Below are 24,428 nucleotides of genomic sequence, written 5' to 3' on the forward strand. Positions count from 1 at the left end.
GGCTCACAACTTCAGGTCGAGCAACCCATCACCCAGATCCTCGTCAGACAACGTCTGCTGGATCAGGGCCCGATGCGCCTGCTCGCTCCACAATTCGAACTTGTCGCCCATACCGAGCAATACCGCCTTCTTCTCAATGCCCACCGCACCGCGGTGGCTGGCGGGGATGCTGATGCGACCGTTGCCGTCCAGTTCCAGATGGGCGGCCGAGCCGACCAGCTTCTGCTGCAACAGGCGCACGACGCGCTGGGTGTTGGGCTTGGACATCACATCGTCGCGGACCCGCTCCCATTCCGACTCTGCATACAGCCACAGGCAGCCGGCTTCGAACGGGTTGTAGGTCAGCACGAGACGGTTGTTGCTGGCGCGCGCGACGAGGTCGCGGTAAGCGGTGGGAACCGCCATGCGCCCTTTGTCGTCAACTGTGATGGCCGTCTCGCCCTGGAACACGACGCCTGCACCTTGTCCTTCGCCCGGTGAAACATTGAACCACGAAAACCCACAAAACACCCGGATTTCCCTCTGATGCCCACCTTAGCAGCGGGCCGAGGGTTGTCAACAACTTTTCAGCGGGGAAATCGCCAGCCGCATCAATGGCTTGCAACAACCTTTAGAGAATTGTTCAAGGCTTATCCACAAGTTGCTGATCCGTCTCAATTTTTGAGATTGAACGGAAGTTCAGGGGCGTGGAGAGGGCGTGAAACATCGGCCGCGCATTCATCCGGAACGGGCCGGAAACGGCGCCGGACTGCGCAAACCGTGCACAATGAGGCCATGTGCCTGCTCGCTCTTGGCTGGATGCACCACCCGCGCTGGCGGCTGGTGATGACCGGCAACCGTGATGAGTTCCACGCCCGCCCGACGGCGGCGCTGGCCCCCTGGCAGGATGAGACGTCCGTCATCGGCGGGCGCGATCTGCGCTCCGGCGGTGGCTGGGCCGGGGTTGGCGCCTCGGGCCGGATGGCGGTGGTCACCAACGTCCGCGACCCGCTGGCGGCCCAGACCGGCCCGTCGCGGGGCGCGCTGGTGGCCGACTTCCTGCGCGGCCGCGACCCGGCCGCCGTGCATATCGACCGATTGGCGACCGTGGCTGGCGCCTATGCCCCGTTCAATCTGTTGCTGGCCGATAGCGACAGCCTGGAGTACCTCGGCAACCATCCCGCCGAACGGCAGACCCTCGGCCCGGGCGTGCACGGCATGTCCAACGGCGCGCTGGACGCACCCTGGCCGAAGACCCGGCGGCTGATGGCGGCCCTTGAAGCCTGGCTGCAAAAGGACGGGGTCAGATCCCTTTCGCACGGCGAAAGGGATCTGACCCCGGACCTGACCCCACTCTGGAATGCTCTGGCCGACGAACACCGCCCTGCCGACAGCGACCTGCCCGACACCGGCATCGGCCTGGAACGCGAGCGCTGGCTGAGCCCGGCCTTCATCCGTGGCGATGACTACGGCACCCGCGCCAGCACCGTGCTGCTGATCGACGCCGACGGCCATGGCGAGATCCACGAACGCCGCTTCGGCCCGCAGGGCGCTCCCAGCGGCCAGAGCCACGTCATTTTCTGACCCGGTCATGACGGCCCTTGGCCGGATGCTCTTGGCGGGGGGGGTAGTGCCGGCCGCTGGCCGGCAACCTCTGGATCTTCGGATGCAGCATGAAGTTGCCGGCCAGCGGCCGGCACTACCCGCAGCGTGCTGTCGCGATCCACGCGACGGCAGTCGTCATCGCAGCGGGCCTGAAACGTCATTCAGCTTCCAGCCGCGACCGCGATCCGTCCGCGCCACAGCGGTTTCAGCATCACAGCCAGCCGACTGTGCCCTTTTCGCAATCGGCACTGTGTCTATAAATGTCGCCCCTGACCTCCCAGGGTGGTCGCGCCCGGCATCGCGCCGCGCAATCGACCACAACCCCCAAGGAGGCCCCATGCGTCGCATTCTCATCCTGTTCGCCACCCACCTGCTTGCTCTCGGCTTGGGCTTCGGCCTGGGCATCTATCTGCTGCCGATCCTGATCGCCCCCGATGACCCGCCGGTCACGCAGGTGCAGGCCGCGATGAACGACGCCACCTATCGCACCACCTTCCGTCGCGACCTCAAAGGCAGCGACGCGGTGCACTGGGCCGAAGGCAAGGTCAGCGTCAGCGCCACCCAGGTTGCCTTCGACGGCAAGATGGGACCGGGCCCGGACTACAAGGTCTACCTGGTCCGCGACTTCGTCGACAACAAGGCCGACTTCCTGAAGATCAAGGCGCAGGCCCAGCGCATCGGCGAGGTGAAGACCTTCAACCGCTTCCTGGTGGATGTGCCCGCGAACGTGGACGTGGACGACTACACCACGGTGGTGGTGTGGTGCGAGCGCTTCTCGCAGTTCATTTCCGCCGGCCAATACCGCACGCCGGGCTGAGGACAGCATGGGGTCGGATCCTTTCCTCCGGAAAGGGATCCGACCCCGCAATCACGGTAGCTCCACGCCATGCGTGGAAGAAGAAGGAGGCGGAGCCGGCCGATAAGCCGGGTTCTGTCGTGGACAGTCATTCCTCTAGGCGTTACGTCACCGCAACGCTCAAGCAACCTACCCGGATCCAACGCGGGCCGCGCCAAAGGATCCCTATTTGGTCTTGCTCCAGGTGGGGTTTGCCGTGCCGGTCTGTTGCCAGACTCGCGGTGCGCTCTTACCGCACCATTTCACCCTTACCGGCCTTCCGAAGAAGACGTAGGCGGTATCTTTCTGTTGCACTTTCCGTCGGCTTGCGCCGCCCAGGCGTTACCTGGCACCTTGCCCTGTGGAGCCCGGACTTTCCTCGGCACCCCCGAAGGGATGACGCGACTGTCTGGCCGGCTCCGCCAGCGCATATTCTAGCGTACGCAGGTCCTTCCTGCCGTGCTGATCGCGGCGTCCGGTTCATCCATCCACGCATGGCGTGGATCTTTTCCGCCGCTCTGGTGGGTGCGGATTCTGCTTTGGTGGGTGCGGACCTTGGTCCGCACGATCAATCAACTACCGTACAACGCCTTGCGCGGCGCGCCCGTCAGTTCCGCGGCCAGTTTGGCGGCGGTGGACGGTGGCAGGTGCTCGCTCAGCTTCGCGTAGACGCGGCGGCCATGTGCCAGCTGCGCTTGTTCGTCATCACCCGCGCCCTGCACCATCACCACGAACTCGCCCTTGCGCTGGTTGTCGTCGGCCTCGACCTTGGCCAGCAGGCCCGCCAGGTCACCATCGAGCACGGTCTCGAACAGCTTGGTCAGCTCGCGGGCCAGCACCGCCGGGCGTTCGCCACCGAAGATCGCCGCCATGTCGGCCAGCGATTCGGCGATGCGGTGCGACGATTCGTAGAACACCATCGTGCGCACTTCGCCGGCCAGCGCCTGCAGGCGGTCGCGGCGGCCGCTGGCCTTGGCCGGCAGGAAGCCCTCGAAACTGAAACGGTCGCTGGGCAGGCCGGCCACGCTCAGCGCGGCGATGGCGGCACAGGCACCGGGTACCGGGCTGACCTTGATGCCCGCCGCGCGCGCGGCACGCACCAGGCGGAACCCGGGGTCACTGACCAGCGGGGTACCGGCATCGCTGACCAGCGCCAGCGACTCGCCGGCCTGCAGGCGCGAGACCAGGCGCTGCGCCAGGGCCTCTTCATTGTGTTCGTGCAGGGCCACCAGTGGTTGCTGGATGCCGAAATGGGACAGCAGCTGGCCGCTGCGGCGGGTGTCCTCGGCACAGATGGCCGCCACCGAACGCAGCACCTCCTGCGCGCGCGGGCTCAGATCGGCCAGGTTGCCGATCGGGGTGGCGACGACGTACAGGGTTGGGACACTCATTTCAGCGGTACTCACGGGGCAAGGGTAGAATCGTAGCGTGTACCCGGCCAAGGCCGCTGCCCTCATCGCATGGACCCGATCATGAACAAGCCCGCCGCACGGTTCTCCGCCCTGTCGTTGTCGCTGATGCTGCTGGCCGGTTGTGCCACCACCAGCCTGACCAGCACCCCCGATTCGCCGGCCCAGGGCCAGGCGCTGGCGCTGATCGAACAGGGCAAGCCGCGCGACGCCGCACTGCAGCTGGAAGGCCTGGCCGCCACGCTGCGTGGCGGTGCCCGCAGCAACGCACTGGCCGATGCGGCCTGGGCCTGGCATCTGGCCGGTGACAGTGCCCGCGCGCGCAGCCTGCTGGGCCAGCTCACCGCCCGCCAGCTGTCCGGCGCCAGCCTGCAGCGCTACCAGCTGACCGGTGCCGAGCTGGCGCTGGCCGACAAGCAGCCGGCGCAGGCGCTGGCCCTGCTGAAGGATCATGCCGACAGCGTTGCGGTCGGCCTGCGCACCCGCTGGCTGCTGGCCCGCGCCCAGGCCCTGCAGGGCACCGGCGATGCCTTCGGTGCCGCCAACGAGCGCGCCCGTGCCCATGCCGGCCTGACCGGCAGCGCGCGCAGCGAGAACCAGGCCGCCATCGCCGGCCTGCTCGGCACCCTCGACGACGCCACCCTGCGCAGCCGTGCCGCCGCGCTGCCGGCCAACGACCCGCTGTACAACTTCGCCGGCCGTGCGCTGATCGCGCGCGGCCTGCCGCTGCCGCGCCCGTTCGACCGCGATGGCGCGGCCCAGTTCGACACCAGCAAGCGCCCGCCGGCGATGAGCGACGGTTACCGCCCGCCGGCCAAGCTGGCCGTGCTGCTGCCGCTCAGCGGCCGCCTGGCCACCGCCGCGCAGCCGGTGCGCGATGGCCTGTTGAGCGCCTACTACGGTGAAAGCCGCCGCCGCCCGGACATCAACTTCTTCGACACCGCCGGCACCCCGGCCGGTGCCCTCGCCGCCTATGACAAGGCGGTCGCCTCCGGTGCCGACTTCGTGGTCGGACCGCTGGGCCGCGACGAAGTGGACGCCGTGTACGGCCGCCAGCAGCTGCAGGTGCCGGTGCTGGCCCTGAACCGTGGCAAGGACGCACCGCCGGCCGGCAGCGCCGGTTTCTCGCTGGCACCGGAAGACGACGGCATCGTCGCCGCCGAATACCTGCGTGGCCGCGAACGCAACCGCGCACTGGTGATCAGCAGCAATGACGACACCGGCCGCCGTTCCGCCGCCGCCTTCGCGCAGCGCTTCGCACAGCGCGGCGGGCAGGTGGTGGCCACCTTCAACGTCAGCGATGCCGTTGGCGATGTCGGCGCGCAGGTGCGCAATGCCGGCCAGGTCGATGCGGTGTTCCTCGCCGTGCGTGCACCGCAGGCCCGCCTGCTGGCGCCGCAGCTGGCGCTGGCCGGTGCCGGTGGCGCCACCCGCGTCGGCACCTCGCAGCTGACCGTCGGCAGCGGCAAGGTGGAAGAAGACGTGGCCCTGGACGGCATCGTCTACCCGAATGAAGCCTGGAACGTGCGCAGCGTGTCCGGCCTGCCCTCGGCCAGCCAGGTGGCCAGCACCCTGCCGAGCGCACGCGGTGCGGCCGGCCGCCTGTTCGCCTTCGGCGCCGACGCCTGGAAGATCACCGCCTATCTGGACAAGCTGTCCAACGAAGGCGGCCTGGACGGTGCCACCGGCACCCTGTTCCTGGACAGCAACGGCAACATCCTGCGCCAGCCGGCATGGTCGACCTTCAATGGCGGCCGGCCGATGCCGATCGTCGGTGGTCGCTGAGCGCAGCCAACGTGGCTCGGCGGTGGAAGCCGCCGCCGAGCAGCATCTGCAACAGGCCGGACTGCAGCCGCGCGCGCGCAACGTGCGTTATCGCGGCGGTGAACTGGACCTGGTGATGGACGATGCCGGCATCGTGGTGTTCGTGGAGGTGCGCTATCGCGCGCGATCAGAGTACGGTGGCGGTGCCGCTTCAGTCGATGCGCGCAAATGCCGGCGCCTGGCGCATGCCGCGCAGCTGTACCTGCAGGACCACCCCGCGCTGGCCAATGCGCCCTGCCGCTTCGACGTGGTGGAAGCCAGTGGCGAACCGCCGCAGCTGCATTGGCTGCGTGACGCATTCCGGCTGGATGATTGCTGATGTGTACTGTCCGCCTTGGTAGAAGCCGACCTTGGTCGGCGCGTCTGTGCCAACCAAGGTTGGCCCCCGCCAGAGCGCAGCCTGGCCGGCACTACCATGGTGCGTGACTGATGCCTTCGATCATCACCCATGCCGCCGTGCCGCTGGCGCTGTGGTGCGCCGCTGATCGTGGCCGCATCCCGCCGCGCCTGCTGGTTGCAGGCGTGATCGCCGCGATGCTGCCCGATGCCGATGTACTGGCCTTTGCGCTGCACATTCCCTATGCGGATGCCTTCGGCCATCGCGGTGCCAGCCATTCGCTGCTGTTTGCCGGAGTTCTGGCGGCATTGGCGGCGGCGTTCGCATTCTTTGGTAGCGGCCGACCTTGGTCGGCACCACACAGCCCCGGTAGTCGCCGACCTTGGTCGGCGCAGCACAGCTCCGGTAGTCGCCGACCTTGGTCGGCGGTTTCGTGCCAACCAAGGTTGGCACCTACCAAGGCAGGGCCAACGGTGGCATCGACCGTACAAGCCGCTGTATTCGTCTTCGTCTGCGCCGCCAGCCATCCACTGCTGGATGCGATGACCTCCGGCGGCCTCGGCGTCGCACTGGCCTGGCCGTGGAGCGAACACCGCTTCTTCGCACCGTGGCGACCGATCCGCGTTTCACCCTTCGCCCCACAGTTCTTCAGCGCACGCGGCGTGGCTACCCTGCTCTCCGAACTGCGCTGGGTGTGGCTGCCACTGGCCGGCGCCGTTGTCGCCTGGAAACTGATCCAACCCGCTCCTGCTGCCTCTCGAGATCCGTCATGAGTCCTGCCCTGCCTGCTGCCCTGGTCGCCGAACTGTCCACCCTGCTGGGCGCGGAGGGCTGGCGCATGGATGACAGCGCGCTGGAGGCCAACGCGCAGGACAATTCATGGCGCCGCCAGCGTCCGGCAGCCGTGGCGCTGCCCGCCGACGTCGAACAGGTTCAGGCACTGGTACGTGCCTGTCGCGCGCATGGCGTGGCGCTGGTCGCGCGCGGCGCCGGCACCGGCACGACCGGTGCAGCCGTCCCGCAGCCGGGCAGCATCGTGCTGTCGTTCACCCGCATGGACCGCATCGTCGAGATCCGCGCCGGTGATCGCTGCGCGGTCGTGCAGCCCGGCGTGCTCAATGGCACCCTGCAGCAGGCACTGGCCCCGCATGGCCTGTTCTGGGCGCCGGATCCTTCCAGCGCCGAGATCTGCAGCATCGGCGGCAACCTCGCTTGCAATGCCGGCGGCCCGCGCGCGGTGAAGTACGGCACCAGCCGCGACAACGTGCTGGGCCTGGTGGCGGTGACCGGCACCGGCGAGGTGATCCGCTGCGGTGGTGCCTACACCAAGGACGCCACCGGCTACGACCTCACCCATCTGCTGGTGGGCAGCGAAGGCACGCTGGCACTGATCGTGGAAGCCACGCTGAAGCTGACCCCGTTGCCGGTCAGCCAGGCCGGGCTGCGCGTGCTGTACCGTGATGCCGATGCTGCTGCGGCCGCCGTGTCGCGGTTGATGTCGCAGCCGGTGGTACCCACCCGCCTGGAATTCATGGACGCGCGCAGCCTGGAGCTGCTGCGGCTCAATGGTGCTGACGTGCCGGAGGCCGGTGCGATGCTGCTGGTCGAGGCCGATGGTGACCACGACACCCTGCCCTATCTACTGCAGGCCCTGGCCAGCGCCGCCGAAGGCGACGGCATGATCGAGCTGGACGTGGCGATGGAAGGCCGTGCACGTGACCAGCTGTGGGCCGCACGCAAGGCACTGTCACCTGCGCTGCGCAGTGTGGCGCCGGGCAAGATCAATGAAGATGTAGTGGTCCCGGTGTCGCGCATTCCGGAGCTGGTGGCCGGCGTGCAGGCGCTGGCACGTGACTACACGCTGACCATCGTCACCTTCGGCCATGCCGGCAATGGCAACCTGCACGTCAACATCCTCTACCACCCGGACGATGCCGACGAGAACGCACGCGCGCATGCCGCGCTGCCAAGGATCTTCGAGCTGACGCTGGCATTGGGCGGCACGTTGTCGGGCGAACACGGCATCGGCCTGGCCAAGCGCGATTTCATGGCGCAGGCCTTCACCCCGGAAACGCTGGCAACGATGCGCGCGATCAAGGCCGCGCTGGACCCGGACGGCATCCTCAACCCCGGTAAGGTGCTGCCGCCGGCATAGACTGCGCGCACTCCTGCGCGCTCCTGTAGAGCCGAGCCATGCTCGGCTCCTCTTCGACCAGATCGCGATGACGCCCGCGCTGTGTGCGCAAGCCGAGCGTGGGCTCGGCTCTACAACGACGTGTCGTTCACCTTCGCGCTCCTGTAGAGCCGAGCCATGCTCGGCTCCTCTTCGACCAGATCGCGATGACGCCCGCGCTGTGCGCGCAAGCCGAGCGTGGGCTCGGCTCTACAACAACGTGTCGTTCACCTTCGCGCTCCTGTGGAGCCGAGCCATGCTCGGCTGCTCTTCGACCAGATCGCGCAAGCCGAGCGTGGGCTCGGCTCTACACCGTCTTGTCGGCTGCGATATCGATCAGGGTCTGCCGGAAGCTGGGCAGCAGCACGCGGTTGCCATGGCCGCTCAGGTGATCGTTGTCGAAGAACAACGGTTCGCCCTCTTCCACCGCCGAACAGGTCTGCGGCCCGCACAGCAGCGGCAGCGGATCCCACACGGTCATTGACGGGTAACGTGCCGCCAGGTCATCCAGCAGTGCCATCTGCGGCGCCCGCAGCATTTCCAGATCCGCACGCGGCATGCTCAGACCGCCGGCACACGCCGGATTGCGGCGGTTGAACCAGTCTGAACAGCGGTACGCACCGGCCTTGAACAGCGGCAGCGGTGCGTCGATCACCACCTGTACGCCCAGCTTCTGCAAACGCCCCAGCACGCGTTCGGCTTCGTCGCGTGCAGCCTGTGCATGCGCGGGCGTGCGCTCGGCCAGCAGCTGTTGATAGATCTGCTGTGCATCCTGCCGCTGCCAGTCGAACCCACGCAGTTCCGGCATGCGCAAGGCCGCCAGCAGCACGATGTCACCCGGGCGCGCCTCGCGTTCGATGGTCGACAGCGTGTCTTCAATGAAGTCCTGGCAGTCGGCCGGGCTGGCCCGCAGCAGGTTGACGAAGCTGCAGCCGCCGCGATCCTGCTGGCGCACCTCCATGCCGGTCTGCCGCGCGACCATGCTGGTCATGGTGCGATACGCCGCCGCATGCGAGTCGCCGGCCACGAACAGGCGCCGCCCTTCAAGCGCCGGCGCACTCACCGGTTCCAGCGGGCGCCACGCCGGGTAGCGACGCGCCTGCCATGCGTAGCCGTTGCGGGTGACGCTGAGCGAGACCTGCTCGTGGTACTCGACCGTGGCCCAGGCGCCGGCACCGCACAGCGCCACCAGCGGAAACGCCATCGCCAGCACCTTGGCCGGTGCCAGCCGCAGCAGCGGCGCCGCACTGCGCAGCGGGCGCTCGATGAAGTGGTAGGACGCGGCCGACACCGCCAGCAGCAGCACCGGATACAGCCACAGCGCGACGCCATGCAGACCATACGTCCAGCGCAGCAGTACCAGCAACGGCCAATGCCACAGGTACAGCGAATAGGACAGCCGACCCAGGTAGGCCAGCGGTGCGCAGCCCAGCGCACGGGCGATGCGCGATGTCCCCGCTGTCGACACGCCCGCCAACAGCAGCAGGGTACCGGCCACGGTCGCCAGCACGCCCGGCACCGGCATCGCCAACTGCGGGGCGATCAGCACACCCGCGGCCAGCAGCGCCAGGCCCGCCACGGCAGCCGCGTCGCTGCCCTGGCGTGGCGTACGTTTATGCATCCACTGGTAGAGCAGCGCACCCGCGGCCAGCTCCCAGAACCGCGCCGGCAGCAGATAGAACGCCGACGCCGGCGCCGATTGCGCCTGCCAGCCCGCCCACGCCAGCGACAGCACGGTGAGCACCGGCAACAGCCAACGCGACCCCGGCCAGCGCTCGCGCCCGCGCAACCACACGAAGAACAACAGCGGGAAGACCAGGTAGAACTGCTCTTCCACACCCAGCGTCCAGGTATGCAGGAACGGATTGAGTTCAGCGCCGGGCGAGAAGTAATCGTCCTGCTGGCCGGCCAGCACGATGTTGCTGAAACCGACCAGCGCGGCCCAGCCGGTCTGGTCGAACTGTTCATTGCGCCACGCGCGGGGAATGAACAGTGCCGACAGTACGAAGGTGGCCAGCAGCATCACCAGCAGCGCCGGCAACAGGCGCAGCACGCGACGCCGGTAGAAATCGAGCAGCATCGCACCCAGCGATGCTTGGGCGCGCGAGGCCAGCGACTGGCTGATCACGAAGCCGGATACCACGAAGAACAGGTCCACACCGGTGAAGCCGCCGGGCAGCCACGTCGCGTTGGTGTGGAAAAGGACGACGGCCAGCACCGCCAGTGCACGCAGGCCATCGATGGCGGCGTTGTGGGAACGTTCGGGAGAGGACACGCGGGCAACCGGCAGAAGACAGGGCGGCAGCATCGCCACCGTTTGCGCAGTCATTCAATGGACAATCGCGACAGACGTGGACAACGTTCAGGTCCAGTCCCGGATCGGCGCGATTGTAGAGCCGAGCCCTGCTCGGCTGACCTTCGTCCAGATCGCAGTGAGCCGAGCATAGGCTTGGCTCCACAGCAGCAACTGGGGGTCAGAGCCCATTGCCTTGGCAATGGGATCCGACCCCGCTTCATGCGCTTACCAGGCCATGCGCAGACCCAGCTGGCCGCCTACGTTGCGGTAGCCATGATCGCCGCGCTGCACGCTCACGCCACCCCACGCACCCCAACGCTGGCCCAGCCTCAGCTCGGCACCGGCCTGCACTTCATAGCGGTTGCGCGGCACGTCCGCACCCAGCGTGCCGCCGTTGAACTGCAACGTACTGGTGCCGCTGCCACGCAGCCAGTTCACGCCCAGGTACGGCTGCACGGTGTTGCCGGCGGCCGTGCCATGGCCGAACACACGCACGCCCAGGCGCCCGCTAAGGCCACCGGCGTCGGCATGGTCGACCACCGTACCGTTGCTCTCCACGTGGCGATCGGCGCGGAAATCGACATGGCTCAGCTGCAGTTGTGGCTGCACATACAGTGCGCTGGCGGTGTCCTGCCACACATTGAATGTGTAGCCGGACTCCAGTGACGCAGTGGCCATGCGCGAGTCGTAGTGCTCCGGCGCCAGGCCGATGCCCTGCACGCGGTTATCGAAGCGGCCGTACTGCAGGGCTGCATCCACATACGCGCCCCGCGTGCCGTCCGCTTCCTGCATCCAGGTGCCGTACCCACCCACGGCGCTGCCACGCACCCGGCCCTTGGCGCTGTAACCGGTCAGATCGGACACTACGCTGCTGTCGGCGCGGCCGCTGCCCAGCATCACACCGGCAACCGCGTTGCCACGCTGCAGCAGGTCAGTGCCGATCTGCAACATCGAGGTGTTGCCATCAATCGACAGCTGGCCGCCGACCGCGCTGAAATCCGCCTGCTGCCGACCCACGCGTGCCCAGGCTTGGCGCTCGCCGTCCATCGAACGTGCGCCATTGCGCTCGTGCATGCGGTGCGCGAACAGGTTGATCGCCGCCGACTGGTTGGCCAGGTAAGCCCCCGCTTCCGGGCGCAGCACCGGTGGCGGCAGGATCGGATCGCCCGGATCAGTCGGATCAGTCGGATCAGTCGGATCAGTCGGATCGGTTGGATCCGGATCCGGATCCGGGCCCGGATCGACCACGCACCCCGGTGCGGCCGGGTTGTCCTGGCAGATATCGAACCACTGCGAACGCAGATACCAGTTGCCATCGGAAGGATCGGCCAGGCCGCCCTGGAACAGGAAGTACTCGTACGATCCGCCCACCGCGCGGCCGCTCAGCGTGTAACTCGCCAGCGATGCACCGTCGATCTCGATCAGCGCGATGCCATCCACTGTAGGTGCGCCTACGCCACCGATGTTCTTCACCGCGATCAGCGCGTCGCCGGAGCTGTCGCCGCGCACGTGCAGGCGGTCCATCGCGCTGTCATCGCCGGCCAGCGTGCCCTGGAACAGGAACGTCGCCCCTGCGCTGTGCAGGTCGCCGTCCACGGTGAGCGTATTGAAACGGCCGCTGCCGTCGGACAAGGCCACGCCACTGTTGAGTACCTGCAACTCGCCCACCGTGGCATCACCGGTCAGCGTCCACTGGCTGCCGTTCTCGATCGCCATCGTCTGCACCAGATCCGACGAACCCTGCCAGAGCGAACCATCGGCCAGCCGTACATGCACGTCCGACTGTGGCGGCAGCCCAGCGTCCTCGTCCTCCGGGGTGATGGCGATGTCACCGTCCATCCGCGAGCGGCCCTCCAGCACCACATCGAAGCGCCCGGCCACTGCGGCATCCAGTGCCAAGGCGATGCCATTGCCGCCCGATACCACCGCACCATTGGACAGGGTCAGGCCCGGGTCGCGGCTGCTACGCAGCCATACGCCACCATGCTGGACGCTCACCAGCGAGCCGCCGTCGATACGCATCCGACCGTTGTCATTGATCACCGCCGCCCACGCGCCCTCGCCTTCGGTGCGTACATGGGTGTTGTTCAAAGCGATCTGCCCAGCACCACCGGCAATGACACCGTGCGAGGATCGGCCGACGGTCTGCAAGCGGCTGTCGACCAGCGTGACGGTCCCGCCGGTGCGCGCAATCGCCGCAGCAGACCCATCTCCTTCGGTCAGCACCTGGGTATCGACCGCCTCGATCACGGGCGGCCGCCCCGCGCCGCCCTGCGCATACAGACCATGGGCAGAACGCCCCCCTGTACGCAGGTTGGTACTGAAAAGCTGCGCGCTGCCGCCTCGTGCATCAAGGCCGAGCCCACCGTCTCCCTGGGCCACCACTGAAGACTCACTCAGCACCAGCGTGGAATCGTTCGGCATCCAGATGGCGGTACCTGCAGACGTTGCAAGCGAGCTGCGCTCCACTGTCACGACGTTGCCTCGGCCATTGATATCCAATGCGACCAGCTCGCTGCGGACACTGCTGTCACGCAGGTTCACGCTGCCATTGTCCATCAGCCTCAGTCCCGTATTGCCGGACAGCTCGCTGCTCTGCACGTCCAGCGCACCACCTGACTGATCGACGGCACGACCATGGGCGCCCTGCACGCTGATGCGGCTGTCGGAAACGTTTACGCTGCCTCCCATCGCCAGACCGACGGCGGCGTCACCGCGCATGTCGATGTCCACACCCTTCATCACCAGGCGCGCGCCGCGATGCGCCGTTGCGGCCACACCCGAATGACCCACGCGTCCAATGCTCGCGTCCTGCAGGACGACCTCGGCCGTGCCGGTCGCCAGGACACCATTGCCCGCGTCACCCGCCATGTCGATGTGGACCCCATCCAGCGTTGCTGTGCCCGCATTCGCATACAGACCGTAAGTACCGTAGCGGTTCACCTGCAACTGAGCGCCCTGAACCTGCAGCGTGCCCCCCATCAACCGCAGCGCATCGCCGCCAGTGCTGCGGACCTGCACGTTTCTCAGCACGGCATCCGCGCCCTGCACCTGTACCCCGTGGGCGCTGTTGCCGCGTGTCTCGATCACTGCATCGGCGGCCTCCAGTCGGGCGCCTGCGGCAACTGACGCGCCTGCTGCGGAGATGCCGGTGGTGCTCACCGATGCACCCTGCAACAAGATCAGACTGCCGGCGCCCTCGGCGTGCGCAGCGTGCGCTCCGCGTCCTTCGGTAGAGAGATTGACCGGCCCTGTCGGAAGAATGCGGCCGCCGTTGATTGCGTAGAAGGCATGCCCCGACGGGTCGCCCGGCAGCACCGGCTCAGTGGTGTGGTAATCGCCTTCGGCAGGCATCTGGTCGTCGCCGTCGGCCACGATCTGCTGGGCCGAGGCGGGAATGCTGGCAAGCAGTGCAATGGCGAGGGCGGCGGCCAGCGCATGGTGGCGTGGGGTGAGTGTATGCATGGGGTTGCTCCTGAAAGGAGGCGCCATGCTCGTCATCTCCTGTCACTGCCTCCATCGAATCACTTGCAACCCGCCTGCGACAGGCTGTCGCAGTGCTGGCTGAAAGCTGAAGGCGCTACCGGTGTTCAGTGTGCTTTACAACTTTTTGCATGGGTTCGGCCGGGCTGCGCACAGAGACTGGCGCCAGTAGAGACACGTGACTTCGCAATTGCCCACCCTTCACGCCATTATCACGGAGATGAAGGATATACGGCACTTCGTCTGAATGCGGTTGCGTCGTGTCGCGTCTCTCCCCCTTCTCCGACACAAGGATTCCCCCATGAAGCGCACCGCCACCGCATCCCATCCTCCGACGCCGCGCCCGCTGTTCCGCAGCCTGTTGCTGGCGCTGGCGTCCCTTCCCGCCGGGGTCGTTTTGGCCGGCGATCTCGATGGCCAGACTGCGGAGGTCGGTGCTGGCGATCCGGTCGAAGCGTGGACGTTGAAGAACGGCTCGCTGCTGACCGTGAACGGAGGAGCGGCCCAGACCATTCTGGCCGATGACTCACGCGTAACGCTGGTTGCTTCGACGGTCTCGCGCAAGCCATCGGGCGACTACGCCGAACATGCCGTAAAGCTGGATGGAAATTCGCTGCTGGACGCGCGTGACAGTACTTTCGTGGGGAACCTGCGAGTACAAGATCAAGCGCAGGTTACGCTTTCCGGCTCTCACGTTGTGGTCTCGCCCGGTGCAGGCCAGCAACCTGGTGACAGGCAGTCCGTAGGCCTGGACTTTTCCGGGATGAGCGTTGGCAGTGGGCGCATCCTGCTCGACGCAAGTACCGTCAGGGTTGATGCCCTGCCCACGAGCAGTGGCTATCCTCTCTCGGACGGCGTGGGGGCACTCATGACCCATGGCAGTCTCGTGCTGCACAACCGCTCCCGTATCGATGCCGAGAATCATGGTGTTGTCATCTCGCCAGTCGCAAACGGACAGAATTTCGAGGTGCATTTGGACCGTTCAACCCTGTCGGCCAAGAGCGCGGCAGCCATCTGGGTCCATGGCCGTGCCAGTGATGCTCACATCGATGTCGCCGTTGCCAACGGCAGCCAACTGCATGGAGGGGATGGAATTCTCATCCAACTGAAAGGGCGGACCGCTGTCGCAGCTGGCCGCACCACAGTGGATTTCACTGTCGATGACTCGCGCATCGCTGGCGATGTGGTGCTGGACACGACAACGGTCCCCAACGGCATGATCAACGTGGAACTGCGCAACAAGGCACAGATCGACGGCCGCTTCTTCAACGTCACCTCGGCCAGCATCGACGGCGACAGCACCTGGCTGATGTCCGGCGACAGCACTGTCGGTCACCTCGCGCTGGGTAGCACCGGTACGGTGGCGCTGGGCAATGGCAGTACGTTCAACACGCTCACCGTGGATACCTTCGACGGGGCCGGTGGCACCCTGCTGTTCAACACCCAGCTGGGCGACGACAGTTCGGCCACCGACAAGCTGATCATCAAGGGCGACGCCAACGGCCAGGCCAACGTGCGTGTGCTCAATGCCGGCGGCGCAGGCGCCAAGACCGACAAGGGCATCGAGCTGATCCGTGTGGGCGGTGCGTCCAATGCGCAGTTCGACCTGCAGGGCCGCGCGGTGGGTGGGCAGTACGAGTACTTCCTGTTCAAGGACGCGACCAACGGCGGCTGGTACCTGCGCTCGGAACTTGCCGGGGCGCCGGATCCGTGTGTGATCGACCCGACGCTGCCGGAGTGTAAGCCGGTCGATCCGGTGGACCCGGTGGATCCGGTCGATCCGGTCGATCCGGTCGATCCGGTCGACCCCACGCCGGTGCTGCGCCCGGAAGCCGGCGCGTACCTGGCCAACCAGTTCGCGATGGACCAGCTGCTGCGCCATGGCTGGCGCGACCGCCAGGGCGGCAACACCTCCGCCATTGATGGCGTGCGTGGCTGGGCCCGCGTGGACGCTACACAGAGCAAGCTGTCGGCGGTGGAAGACCAGCTGGACCTGCGCGTGGACCGCTCGCGCCTGCAGCTGAGTGCGGACATTGGCGTGTTCGACAACGGCCAGGGCCGCGTGGGTGTGATGGGTACGCTGGCCAGGTCCGACGCCACTTCACGTTCGCAGCTGACCGGCTACAGTGCACGCGGCAAGATCAACGGTGGCGCGCTGGGCGTGTACGGCAACTGGAGCAACGATGTACTGTATGTGGATGCCAGCGTGCAGCGCGGCCAGTTCCGCAACCGCGTGCAGGGCGAAGGCCTGGCCGAGGAACGCTACGACTCGGACATCTGGCAGAGCTCGCTGGAAGCCGGCTACCGCATTGGCATCGGCCAGATCGGCAGCACCGCGCTGAGCCTGCAGCCGGAACTGCAGCTGGTCTACACCGACGCCAACACCGATCGCCACGAGGAAGCCAACGGCACGGTGGTGCGCAGCCTGGGCGACAGCGGTCTGTCCGGCCGCGTGGGCCTGCGCCTGCAGGGCGAAGGCCGCAGTGCCGCCGGCGCGTCGGTCAGCCCGTATGTGGTGGCCAACTGGTACCGCGATGGCGCCAGCAACGGCATGGCGTTCGATGATGAAGCGCTGAAGGCCAGCGTGCCGCGCAACCGCTACGAGTTGAATGCCGGTGCGCGCGTGGACTTCCGTTCCGGGCTGAGTGCGTGGGGTGGCTTCGGCGTGATGCGCGGTGACCATGGTTACCGCGAGGCGACGGCGAACCTGAGCATGTCGTACAAGTGGTGAGGTAGAAGCGCGTTCTGCTTTCTGTAGAGCCGAGCCATGCTCGGCTGCTTCTCGATGAGATTGTGATGAGCCGAGCGTCGGCTCGGCTCTACACGAATGTCGCGATTGCCACGCTGTGGCGTGCGCCGCACGATTGCAACGCTTTCGAACTTTCCAACAATTCTCATTGGCGGCACTGGCGCTTCATGCAAATCATGTAGCGCCACCGACAACGGGTGGCACGGGCTTCCAATCCCGTTAGGTTGATGTGTTGGTTACGCTTGCCTGCCGGCGTCGCTCTTTCCTTGTTGGGTGGCGTCGGCAGGCATTCTGTCCGCGCTTACATGGCGGGCGGTGCGTGGGGGCCTCGTGCCCGCCGGCGCTTCTACATCGACCTCCGGTATTGGAACCATGCACCGTCCGCCACCCTCGCTGTTAAGCGGGGTGGCCCCCTTGCCGCTTGCACAAGGACGCCGCCATGACCACTTCCCCCTACCCGCACCTGTTCGCCACCCTGGGCGAGGCCGCCATGCGCCTGCCCGATGACCTGGCCCGCACGCTGGAAGACACCTTCGTTGCGCTGCAGACCGGTAACAGCCCTGGCGCCATCACCCTGCAGGCCTGCCTGCAGTACATCCGCCAGGGCGATGCCGCCGATGGCCAACCGTGGCCCGGCAGCAACCGCACACCCGGGCAGCGTTTGGCCTTGGCTCGAATCGACCGCGCCAATGCGGGGCTGAGTTTCCTGCTGGAACTGCTGCACGCCACCGAACGTGTGCGCGTGGACGGTGACGTCGATGAGCAGATGGGCGATGGCGCGCGCGAAGGGCTGTTGCTGGCCTGCCGTGGGCTGGCCGAGTATGTGGATGTGCAGTTGCGAGCAGCGTAAGCACCCAACAAGGAGAAGTGCGGGGTAGCGCTCAGTTCAGTTGCACGCTGCACGCAATTGCAACGATTCCGATGGCTCATCATCACAGGAGCACCAATAGTGCGCACTTCTTTCAGGGAGTGCCCGGATGCACAAGATGATGATTCCGCTTGTCCGCTATGCACAGTTCAATGGCCGCGCCAGCCGCGGTGAGTTCTGGTGGTTCCAGTTGTTCATCATGATCCTGTTGATTCCGTCGAATGTGCTGGGCTTCATTGCTGGCTACACCGGTTCAAGCACGCTGGCACTGATATCGACGGGCGCGGGCGCGTTGGTGTGGCTGGCGATCATCGTGCCGATGATTGCAGTGACCGTGCGCCGCCTGCATGACACCGACCGTTCAGGCTGGTGGTACCTGCTGATGCTGGTGCCGATTGTGGGCCTGGTGGTGCTGGTGTTCCTGCTGCTACCCGGCACGCCGGGCAACAACCGCTTCGATACAGCGGTTCCGCACGTGTAACCCGCCCGCGTTGGTGGGTGTCGACCTTGGTCGACACGCTGTTGGCACGGGCGGCTGACACATCCGTGCCAACCAAGGTTGGCACCTACCAGAGCAACACCGAGGTATTCCCGCCTGGGTACGTGTCGACCTTGGTCGACACGCTGTTGGCAGGGGCGGCTGACGCATTCGTGCCAACCAAGGTTGGCACCTACCAGAGCAACACCGAGGTGTTCCCGCCTGGGTAGGTGTCGACCTTGGTCTACATGGTGTTGCCACCGGCCGCTGAAACATTCGTGCCAACCAAGGTTGGCACCTACCAGAGCAACACCGAGGTATTCCCGCCTGGGTAGGTGTCGACCTTGGTCGACACCATGTTGGCACGCGCGACTGACACATCCGTGCCAACCAAGGTTGGCACCTACCAGAGCGCACCGATGCGCCTCCGCGTTGGTGGGTGTCGACCTTGGTCGACACGCTGTTGGCACGGGCGGCTGACGCATTCGTGCCAACCAAGGTTGGCACCTACCAGAGCAACACCGAGGTGTTCCCGCCTGGGTAGGTGTCGACCTTGGTCGACACGCTGTTGGCACGCGCGGCTGACACATTCGTGCCAACCAAGGTTGGCACCTACCAGAGCAACACCGAGGTATTCCCGTCTGGGTAGGTGTCGACCTTGGTCGACACGCTGTTGGCACGGGCGTCTTACACATCCGTGCCAACCAAGGTTGGCACCTGCCAGAGCAACACCGAGGTGTTCCCGCCTGGGTAGGTGTCGACCTTGGTCGACACGCTGGTTGGCACGGCGCGTCTGACGCATTCGTGCCAACCAAGGTTGGCACCTACCAGAGCAACATCGAGGTGTTCCTGCCTGGGTAGGTGTCGACCTTGGTCGACACGCTGGTTGGCACCTACCAGAGCGCACCAATGCGCCTCCGCTTTGGTAGGTGTCGACCTTGGTCGACACGGAGTTGCCACGCGCGGCTGACACATCCGTGCCAACCAGGGTTGGCACCTGCCAGAGCAACATCGATCTGACCCCACCCTAAGCTTGGCACCCAGCAGGGCGGTACCGCTGCGGCTACGCGAAGTGCTGGTAACCGCCGTCGGCGGCTTCGCCATCCACATGCACGCCCTGCCCTTCGGCAATCCGACCGATGCGGGTGAGCGGCACGTCCAGCGATTCGGCGAGGTAGTGCAGTGCGTCGCGCTGGTCGGCGGCGGCGGTGAAGCACAGTTCGTAGTCGTCGCCCCCGCGCAGTGCGCAGTCGCGCGCAGTGTCGCGGCCGAGCAGCTCACGCAGCGCGTGCGAGATCGGCAGCGAATCGGCGTCCACATGCGCGGCCACGGTGCTACGCGTGGCGATATGACCGAGGTCGGCCAGCAGGCCGTCGGACACATCCACCGCCGCGTGCGCGAAGGCCCGCAGGCGCAGGCCCAGGGTCACGCGCGGCGTCGGCCGCAGCAGGCGCAGGCGCAGGCTTTCGTAGTCGGCCAGCAGCGTGGCGGTGGCGATGCTCAACGCACCTTGTTGCCACAGGCGCAGCGCGCCGGCGGCATCGCCCAGCGTGCCACTGATCCAGATGTCATCGCCTGCCTGTGCGCGGTCGCGCCGCAGGGCCTGGCCACGCCCGACCTGGCCCATCGCGGTCACCGACAGCGACAGCGGACCGCGCGTGGTGTCGCCACCGATCAGCGCGATGTCGTGCTGGTCGGCCAGGGCGAAGAAGCCATCGGCAAAGGCCTCGATCCAATCTTCAGACGCTTCCGGCAGTGACAGTGCCAGCGTGCACCACGCCGGGCGCGCGCCCATCGCGGCCAGGTCCGACAGGTTGACCGCCAGGGTCTTCCAGCCGATGTCGAAGGCAGGCGTCTCAACCGGGAAGTGCACGCCGCTGTTGAGCGTATCGGCGGTGACCACCAGTTGCTCGTTGGCACGCGGCTGCAGCAGCGCGGCGTCGTCACCGATGCCGAGCAGGATGTCGTCGCGCTCGAGGGTGCGGGCGCGGATGCGGTCGATGAGGGCGAATTCGGCCAGGGACATGGGGCGTTCTGCTTTTTTGTAGAGCCGAGCCATGCTCGGCTGCAGTTCGATCACGCGCCGCATTGCCGAACGCAACCGTGCGCTGCACGGTGAGCCGAGCATGGCTCGGCTCTACAGAAATCGGGTCAGTGACCCGATTCGACCTTGCGCCATTCCACGGCGGCACGATCCAGCACGCCGTTGACGTAGGTGTGGCCGTGTTCGGAACCGAAGCGCTTGGCCGATTCGATCGCTTCGTTGATCACCACGCGGTATGGCACGTCCAGGCGGTAGCGCAGCTCGTAGGCGGCCAGGCGCAGCACCGCGCGTTCGATCGCGTCCACTTCCTCGATGCCACGGTCCAGGTACGGGCCGAGCGCTTCGTCGATGTCGCGGCGGTTGTCGAGCACGCCGTGCAGCAGCGCCTCGAAGTACGCCAGGTCAGCGATTTCACGGGCCTGCTCGTGGGCGAACTGGGCGATCAGCGACTGTGCGTTGCCGCCGGAGATCTGCCAGGCGTAGATGGCCTGCACGGCACGACGGCGGGCGCGCGAGCGCAGCACCGGATCGACGCCATCGCGGCGGACGGGTTTACCGGAGGGCTTGCCCTGGGTGTTCTTGTTCATGGCAGTTGCTCCAGCAGATTGACCATTTCCAGTGCGGCGAGTGCGACTTCCTCGCCCTTGTTGCCGTGGCTGCCGCCTGCGCGCGCCTCGGCGTCTTCAACGCGTTCCACCGCCAGCACGCCGTTCAGCACCGGCACGCCGAAATCCAGCTGCACGCGCATCAGGCCTTCGGCGCAGCGGTCGGCCACGTGTTCGTAGTGGCGGGTGTCGCCACGGATCACGCAGCCCAGGGTGAGGATGGCGGCGTGTTCATGGGCGGCGGCCAGGCGCGCGGCCACCAGCGGCAGTTCCCAGGCACCCGGCACGCGGATCACGTCGATGTTGGCTTCGGTGATGCCGTTGCCGGCCAGGCTCAGGCGCGCGCCTGCGACCAGCGCGTCGGTGATGCGGGCGTTCCAGCGGCTGGCCAGGATGGCGAAGCGCGCCGACTCGGGAGTGCGAAGATCGCCTTCGTAGTGGCTCATATGCGGCTTGGGGACTCGATAAGGGGGTAATTCTAGCGTGGATGGGCCCCGGCCGTGGCTGGCGGGGGCCCGCAGGGTGTGCCGACCAACGGTCGGCACCCACCGGTGGCATGGGGCCGGCACCCACCGGTAGTGCCGGCCGCTGGCCGGCAATCCCCCATTACAGGGTGACCGTCTCCACCACTTCCAGGCCGTAACCGGCCAGGCCAACCTGGCGGCGCGGGGTGCCCAGCACCCGCAGCTTGCCCAGGCCCAGGTCAGACAGGATCTGTGCGCCGGCACCGTTGCGGCGCCACTGGCCCACATCCTTGTCCTTGCCCGGCACCACCGGCGCCGGCTGCTGGCGCAGGCGGGCCAGCAGGGCTTCACCGTCGCGCGGGGCCGACAGCACCACCATCACGCCGGCGCCCTCGGCATCGATCGCGCGCAGGGCATCGGTGGCCGCCACGCCGAAGTCGTCGCGGCGCCAGTGCAGCAGGTCGGCCAGCGGGTTTTCCACCTGCACGCGCACCAGGGTCGGGGTGCCCGCATCCGGCGTGCCACGAACCAGCGCGAAGTGCAGGTCGTGGGCGATGCGGTCACGGTAGGTCACCAGCTTGAACGGACCGAATTCGGTGTCGATCTCGCGCTCGTCCACGCGCTCGACGGTCTTTTCGGTGGCCAGGCGGTAGGCGATCAGATCGGCGATGGAGCCCATCTTCAGGCCGTGCTCGCGGGCGAACACTTCCAGCTCCGGGCGGCGCGCCATGCTGCCATCCGGGTTCAGGATTTCCACCAGCACGCCGGCCGGTTCCAGCCCGGCGAGCATGGCCAGGTCGACGCCGGCTTCGGTGTGGCCGGCGCGGGTCAGCACGCCGCCCGGCTGGGCGATCAGCGGGAAGATGTGGCCCGGCTGGTGCAGGTCCGACGGCTTGGCATTGGGCTTTACCGCGGTGCGGATGGTATGCGCGCGGTCATGCGCCGAAATGCCGGTGGTGACGCCCTCGGCGGCCTCGATGCTGACCGTGAAGTTGGTCTGGAACTGGGCGGTATTGGCCTGCACCATCGGCGCCAGGCCGAGGTCGGCGGCGCGGCTGCGGGTCAGCGGCAGGCACACCAGGCCGCGGCCGTGGGTGACCATGAAGTTGATGTCCGACGGCTTGACCAGCTCGGCGGCCATGATCAGGTCGCCTTCGTTCTCGCGGTCTTCGTCATCGACGATGACCACCATGCGGCCCAGGCGGATGTCTTCCAGGATTTCCGGAATCGGGGCGAAGTTCATGCTGCGTCTCCCTGTGGGTGCTGACCGTTGCTCGGCACACCCATCAATCGCTCGACGTAACGGGCCACCAGATCGATTTCCAGATTGACCGCGCTGCCCACGCCGGTGGCGGAGAAGGCGGTGTTGGCCACGGTGTGCGGGATCAGGGCGACTTCAAAACCGTCGTCGTCCACTTCGTTGACGGTGAGGCTGACGCCGTCAACGCAGATCGAGCCCTTCTTGGCGATATAGCGGCGCAGCGAGGCCGGCGCGGCGAAACGCCAGCGCTGGGCCCGCGCGTCGTCATGGATGGACAGCACCTGGCCGAGGCCGTCGACGTGGCCGCTGACCAGATGGCCGCCCAGGCGGTCGGTCGGGCGCATGGCGCGCTCCAGGTTGATGACCGCCCCTTCGCCCAACTGGCCCAGCGTGGTCAGGCCCAGGGTCTCGGTGGAGGCATCGGCCTGGAAGCTGCTGGCGTCGAACGCGATGACGGTGAGGCAGACGCCGTTGATGGCGATGCTCTCGCCCATCTGCACGTGGTCGAACGGCAGATTCCCGACGTGGAAGGTGAAGCGGACATCGCCGCCGATGGATTCGCGTGCGGCCAGACGGCCGACGCCTTCGATGATTCCAGTAAACAAGTAACGTTCTCCGCGAAAAGTGAGCGAAAAACGCCGCAAGGCAAACAGGCGGGCGCAGGGCCGCGAAGGCCCTGTGGCACCGTCTTCTTTCATCCGGACTATGACCGTCGGCTCCGGCATTGGACCGGATCTGCTGACCCCCGGCCGTGGGCCGGGGCGCTCGCGGGCTCGTGCTTGCGCACCTACCGCCGGTGGGGAATTGCACCCCGCCCTGAAGACGTTTGTGTACCGGCGAACCGGCGCGGCTAGTGTACCAGCCCGTGCTGAACGGGGTGGGATGCCCGGGGTCGGATCCCTTTCCGCTGGACGGGGCTCTGATCCCGGCCCTCTCGAAATCGCTACGGGTCAGAGCCGTTTTCCGGCGGAAAACGGATCCGACCCCGATCCAGGCCCGCTCGCACTCTGATGACCGGGGTCGGATCCCTTTCCGCAGGAAAGGGCTCTGACCCCGGGTCCCTCGAAATCGCGGAGGGGTCAGAGCCGTTTTCCGACGGAAAACGGATCCGACCCCGATGCAGGCCCGCTCGCATTCTGATGACCGGGGTCGGATCCCTTTCCGCAGGAAAGGGCTCTGACCCCGGGTCCCTCGAAATCGCGAGGGGTCAGAGCCGTTTTCCGACGGAAAACGGATCTGACCCCGTTGCAGGCCGGCTCCAGCTTGTGACGGCCGTCTCTCGCATTTTGTAAAACTTTCATTAAAATCCGCAGCGGACGACATGAGGTCGCCACGGGCAGCCGCGAGGGCAGGCCCGCCAATGGACTGAAATTCACAGGAATTCCCATGCGCAAGATCCTGATCGTGGCCGCCCTGCTGGCCGCTGCTCCGTTCTCGGCTTCGGCCGACGCCCTGAGCTACACCTACGTGGAAGGCGGCTGGACCCAGGTCCAGGTTGACGACAACGTGCTGGACGACCCGAAGGTCGACGGCGGCTACCTGCGCGGCTCGGTCGCGCTGGCCGAGCAGGTCTACGTGTTCGGTGGCTGGTCGCGCACCAGCAAGACCCGCCACTACGGCGAAGACTCGCTGAAGCTGGAACTGAACCAGCCGGAGCTGGGTATCGGCTACCACATGCCGTGGACCGACCGCCTGGACTTCACCGCCGATGCCGCCTGGGTGCGCCAGAACGCCGAATCGACCCTGCGCTACGACGGCGTGCGTTACCACGGCAAGGACCACACCAACCTGGGCCGCGTCACCATGGGTATCCGCGGCAAGCCGTCGCGCATGACCGAAGCCTGGGCCAAGGCCGGTTACATGGATGGCGGCAACAACTACAAGGGCACCTGGGTCGGCACCGTCGGCGGCCAGGTCAACTTCACCAAGACCTGGGGTGTAGTGGGCGAGATCGCCGGCTACCGCGACGTCACCCAGTACTCGGTCGGCGTCCGCGCCAGCTTCTGATTTACCGATCG

The 24,428-nt window shown here is 66.8% G+C and carries 19 protein-coding genes, 1 other RNA gene and 1 riboswitch; of the genes, 10 read left to right on the top strand and 10 right to left on the bottom strand.

Annotated elements, in window-relative coordinates; all coding sequences use genetic code 11:
- Window positions 1-3: 3 nt before the first annotated feature.
- Window positions 4-450, bottom strand: a complete 447-nt coding sequence (gene mraZ / locus VG561_RS14055; RefSeq protein WP_004143635.1) for a division/cell wall cluster transcriptional repressor MraZ — start codon at window positions 448-450, stop codon at window positions 4-6.
- A 324-nt stretch (window positions 451-774) separates the two neighbouring features.
- Between mraZ and VG561_RS14060 the strand changes: the two genes are divergently transcribed.
- Together VG561_RS14060 and VG561_RS14065 are read left to right on the top strand one after the other, a co-directional pair.
- Complete coding sequence (locus VG561_RS14060; protein WP_049440203.1) at window positions 775-1,563, top strand: NRDE family protein; 789 nt, start codon at window positions 775-777, stop codon at window positions 1,561-1,563.
- A 358-nt stretch (window positions 1,564-1,921) separates the two neighbouring features.
- Window positions 1,922-2,401 carry a DM13 domain-containing protein gene (locus VG561_RS14065; RefSeq protein WP_049405822.1) on the top strand — a complete coding sequence of 160 codons (480 nt, stop codon included), beginning with the start codon at window positions 1,922-1,924 and terminating at the stop codon, window positions 2,399-2,401.
- Window positions 2,402-2,488: 87 nt separating this feature from the next.
- On the opposite strand, the gene rnpB is transcribed toward VG561_RS14065, so the two are convergent.
- Window positions 2,489-2,840, bottom strand: an RNA gene (gene rnpB, locus VG561_RS14070) — RNase P RNA component class A.
- A 151-nt stretch (window positions 2,841-2,991) separates the two neighbouring features.
- Window positions 2,992-3,810 (bottom strand): 16S rRNA (cytidine(1402)-2'-O)-methyltransferase, encoded by an 819-nt coding sequence (gene rsmI, locus VG561_RS14075; protein WP_014645933.1) that lies wholly within the window; start codon window positions 3,808-3,810, stop codon window positions 2,992-2,994.
- Between the two features lie 81 nt (window positions 3,811-3,891).
- On the opposite strand from rsmI, the gene VG561_RS14080 reads away from it, so the two are divergent.
- From VG561_RS14080 to VG561_RS14095, 4 genes are all read left to right on the top strand, one after another.
- Window positions 3,892-5,613 (top strand): penicillin-binding protein activator, encoded by a 1,722-nt coding sequence (locus VG561_RS14080; RefSeq protein WP_032956659.1) that lies wholly within the window; start codon window positions 3,892-3,894, stop codon window positions 5,611-5,613.
- Window positions 5,603-5,971: a YraN family protein gene (locus VG561_RS14085; protein WP_041864068.1), complete on the top strand. Its 369-nt coding sequence runs from the start codon at window positions 5,603-5,605 to the stop codon at window positions 5,969-5,971. Before VG561_RS14080 ends, VG561_RS14085 begins: the two co-directional genes overlap by 11 nt.
- A 110-nt stretch (window positions 5,972-6,081) precedes the next feature.
- On the top strand, window positions 6,082-6,762 hold the full coding sequence (locus tag VG561_RS14090) for a metal-dependent hydrolase (protein ID WP_423179703.1): 681 nt from the start codon (window positions 6,082-6,084) through the stop codon (window positions 6,760-6,762).
- Entirely contained in the window at window positions 6,759-8,144 is a 1,386-nt protein-coding gene (locus tag VG561_RS14095; protein WP_142235438.1) for an FAD-binding oxidoreductase, read from the top strand. The genes VG561_RS14090 and VG561_RS14095 overlap by 4 nt, the downstream gene beginning before the upstream one ends.
- A gap of 325 nt (window positions 8,145-8,469) precedes the next feature.
- Here VG561_RS14095 and VG561_RS14100 read toward each other — a convergent pair whose 3' ends face one another.
- A complete protein-coding gene (locus VG561_RS14100) occupies window positions 8,470-10,491 on the bottom strand; it encodes an acyltransferase family protein (protein WP_197574522.1) in 2,022 nt (673 codons plus the stop codon).
- A 192-nt stretch (window positions 10,492-10,683) separates the two neighbouring features.
- Window positions 10,684-13,923 (bottom strand): autotransporter outer membrane beta-barrel domain-containing protein, encoded by a 3,240-nt coding sequence (locus VG561_RS14105; protein WP_423179704.1) that lies wholly within the window; start codon window positions 13,921-13,923, stop codon window positions 10,684-10,686.
- Window positions 13,924-14,242: 319 nt separating this feature from the next.
- Here VG561_RS14105 and VG561_RS14110 point away from each other — a divergent pair, with 319 nt between their 5' ends.
- The 3 genes from VG561_RS14110 (at window position 14,243) to VG561_RS14120 (ending at window position 18,039) form a co-directional block, all read left to right on the top strand.
- On the top strand, window positions 14,243-16,672 hold the full coding sequence (locus tag VG561_RS14110) for an autotransporter outer membrane beta-barrel domain-containing protein (protein ID WP_423179705.1): 2,430 nt from the start codon (window positions 14,243-14,245) through the stop codon (window positions 16,670-16,672).
- A 457-nt stretch (window positions 16,673-17,129) separates the two neighbouring features.
- Window positions 17,130-17,540 carry a hypothetical protein gene (locus tag VG561_RS14115; protein WP_053495669.1) on the top strand — a complete coding sequence of 137 codons (411 nt, stop codon included), beginning with the start codon at window positions 17,130-17,132 and terminating at the stop codon, window positions 17,538-17,540.
- A gap of 127 nt (window positions 17,541-17,667) precedes the next feature.
- A complete protein-coding gene (locus VG561_RS14120; protein ID WP_423179706.1) occupies window positions 17,668-18,039 on the top strand; it encodes a DUF805 domain-containing protein in 372 nt (123 codons plus the stop codon).
- 1,060 nt (window positions 18,040-19,099) lie between these two features.
- On the opposite strand, the gene thiL is transcribed toward VG561_RS14120, so the two are convergent.
- The 5 genes from thiL to VG561_RS14145 all read right to left on the bottom strand — a co-directional run bounded on the left by thiL (window position 19,100) and on the right by VG561_RS14145 (window position 23,015).
- Window positions 19,100-20,062: a thiamine-phosphate kinase gene (gene thiL, locus VG561_RS14125; RefSeq protein WP_134808499.1), complete on the bottom strand. Its 963-nt coding sequence runs from the start codon at window positions 20,060-20,062 to the stop codon at window positions 19,100-19,102.
- A gap of 125 nt (window positions 20,063-20,187) precedes the next feature.
- Window positions 20,188-20,667, bottom strand: coding sequence for a transcription antitermination factor NusB (nusB, locus tag VG561_RS14130; protein WP_005408062.1), 480 nt, complete (start codon window positions 20,665-20,667; stop codon window positions 20,188-20,190).
- Window positions 20,664-21,131 (bottom strand): 6,7-dimethyl-8-ribityllumazine synthase, encoded by a 468-nt coding sequence (gene ribH, locus VG561_RS14135; RefSeq protein WP_005415267.1) that lies wholly within the window; start codon window positions 21,129-21,131, stop codon window positions 20,664-20,666. Before ribH ends, nusB begins: the two co-directional genes overlap by 4 nt.
- A 160-nt stretch (window positions 21,132-21,291) precedes the next feature.
- Complete coding sequence (gene ribB, locus VG561_RS14140) at window positions 21,292-22,392, bottom strand: 3,4-dihydroxy-2-butanone-4-phosphate synthase (RefSeq protein WP_423179707.1); 1,101 nt, start codon at window positions 22,390-22,392, stop codon at window positions 21,292-21,294.
- Window positions 22,389-23,015 carry a riboflavin synthase gene (locus tag VG561_RS14145; protein ID WP_014645921.1) on the bottom strand — a complete coding sequence of 209 codons (627 nt, stop codon included), beginning with the start codon at window positions 23,013-23,015 and terminating at the stop codon, window positions 22,389-22,391. Before VG561_RS14145 ends, ribB begins: the two co-directional genes overlap by 4 nt.
- Before the next feature lie 77 nt (window positions 23,016-23,092).
- Window positions 23,093-23,238, bottom strand: a riboswitch (FMN riboswitch).
- A gap of 558 nt (window positions 23,239-23,796) precedes the next feature.
- On the opposite strand from VG561_RS14145, the gene VG561_RS14150 reads away from it, so the two are divergent.
- Complete coding sequence (locus tag VG561_RS14150) at window positions 23,797-24,417, top strand: hypothetical protein (RefSeq protein ID WP_014645920.1); 621 nt, start codon at window positions 23,797-23,799, stop codon at window positions 24,415-24,417.
- The last annotated feature ends 11 nt before the right edge of the window (window positions 24,418-24,428 follow it).

Source organism: Stenotrophomonas sp. CASM110 (assembly GCF_049384345.1).
Classification (GTDB): domain Bacteria; phylum Pseudomonadota; class Gammaproteobacteria; order Xanthomonadales; family Xanthomonadaceae; genus Stenotrophomonas; species Stenotrophomonas muris.

Bases quoted from the DNA above. Each gene is read 5' to 3' on its own strand.
- VG561_RS14060 (WP_049440203.1), top strand. From the start codon at position 775: ATGTGCCTGCTCGCTCTTGGCTGGATGCACCACCCGCGCTGGCGGCTG.
- VG561_RS14065 (WP_049405822.1), top strand. From the start codon at position 1,922: ATGCGTCGCATTCTCATCCTGTTCGCCACCCACCTGCTTGCTCTCGGC.
- rsmI (WP_014645933.1), bottom strand. From the start codon at position 3,810: ATGAGTGTCCCAACCCTGTACGTCGTCGCCACCCCGATCGGCAACCTG.
- VG561_RS14080 (WP_032956659.1), top strand. From the start codon at position 3,892: ATGAACAAGCCCGCCGCACGGTTCTCCGCCCTGTCGTTGTCGCTGATG.
- VG561_RS14090 (WP_423179703.1), top strand. From the start codon at position 6,082: ATGCCTTCGATCATCACCCATGCCGCCGTGCCGCTGGCGCTGTGGTGC.
- VG561_RS14095 (WP_142235438.1), top strand. From the start codon at position 6,759: ATGAGTCCTGCCCTGCCTGCTGCCCTGGTCGCCGAACTGTCCACCCTG.
- VG561_RS14100 (WP_197574522.1), bottom strand. From the start codon at position 10,491: ATGACTGCGCAAACGGTGGCGATGCTGCCGCCCTGTCTTCTGCCGGTT.
- VG561_RS14105 (WP_423179704.1), bottom strand. From the start codon at position 13,923: ATGCATACACTCACCCCACGCCACCATGCGCTGGCCGCCGCCCTCGCC.
- VG561_RS14110 (WP_423179705.1), top strand. From the start codon at position 14,243: ATGAAGCGCACCGCCACCGCATCCCATCCTCCGACGCCGCGCCCGCTG.
- VG561_RS14115 (WP_053495669.1), top strand. From the start codon at position 17,130: ATGACCACTTCCCCCTACCCGCACCTGTTCGCCACCCTGGGCGAGGCC.
- VG561_RS14120 (WP_423179706.1), top strand. From the start codon at position 17,668: ATGCACAAGATGATGATTCCGCTTGTCCGCTATGCACAGTTCAATGGC.
- thiL (WP_134808499.1), bottom strand. From the start codon at position 20,062: ATGTCCCTGGCCGAATTCGCCCTCATCGACCGCATCCGCGCCCGCACC.
- nusB (WP_005408062.1), bottom strand. From the start codon at position 20,667: ATGAACAAGAACACCCAGGGCAAGCCCTCCGGTAAACCCGTCCGCCGC.
- ribH (WP_005415267.1), bottom strand. From the start codon at position 21,131: ATGAGCCACTACGAAGGCGATCTTCGCACTCCCGAGTCGGCGCGCTTC.
- ribB (WP_423179707.1), bottom strand. From the start codon at position 22,392: ATGAACTTCGCCCCGATTCCGGAAATCCTGGAAGACATCCGCCTGGGC.
- VG561_RS14150 (WP_014645920.1), top strand. From the start codon at position 23,797: ATGCGCAAGATCCTGATCGTGGCCGCCCTGCTGGCCGCTGCTCCGTTC.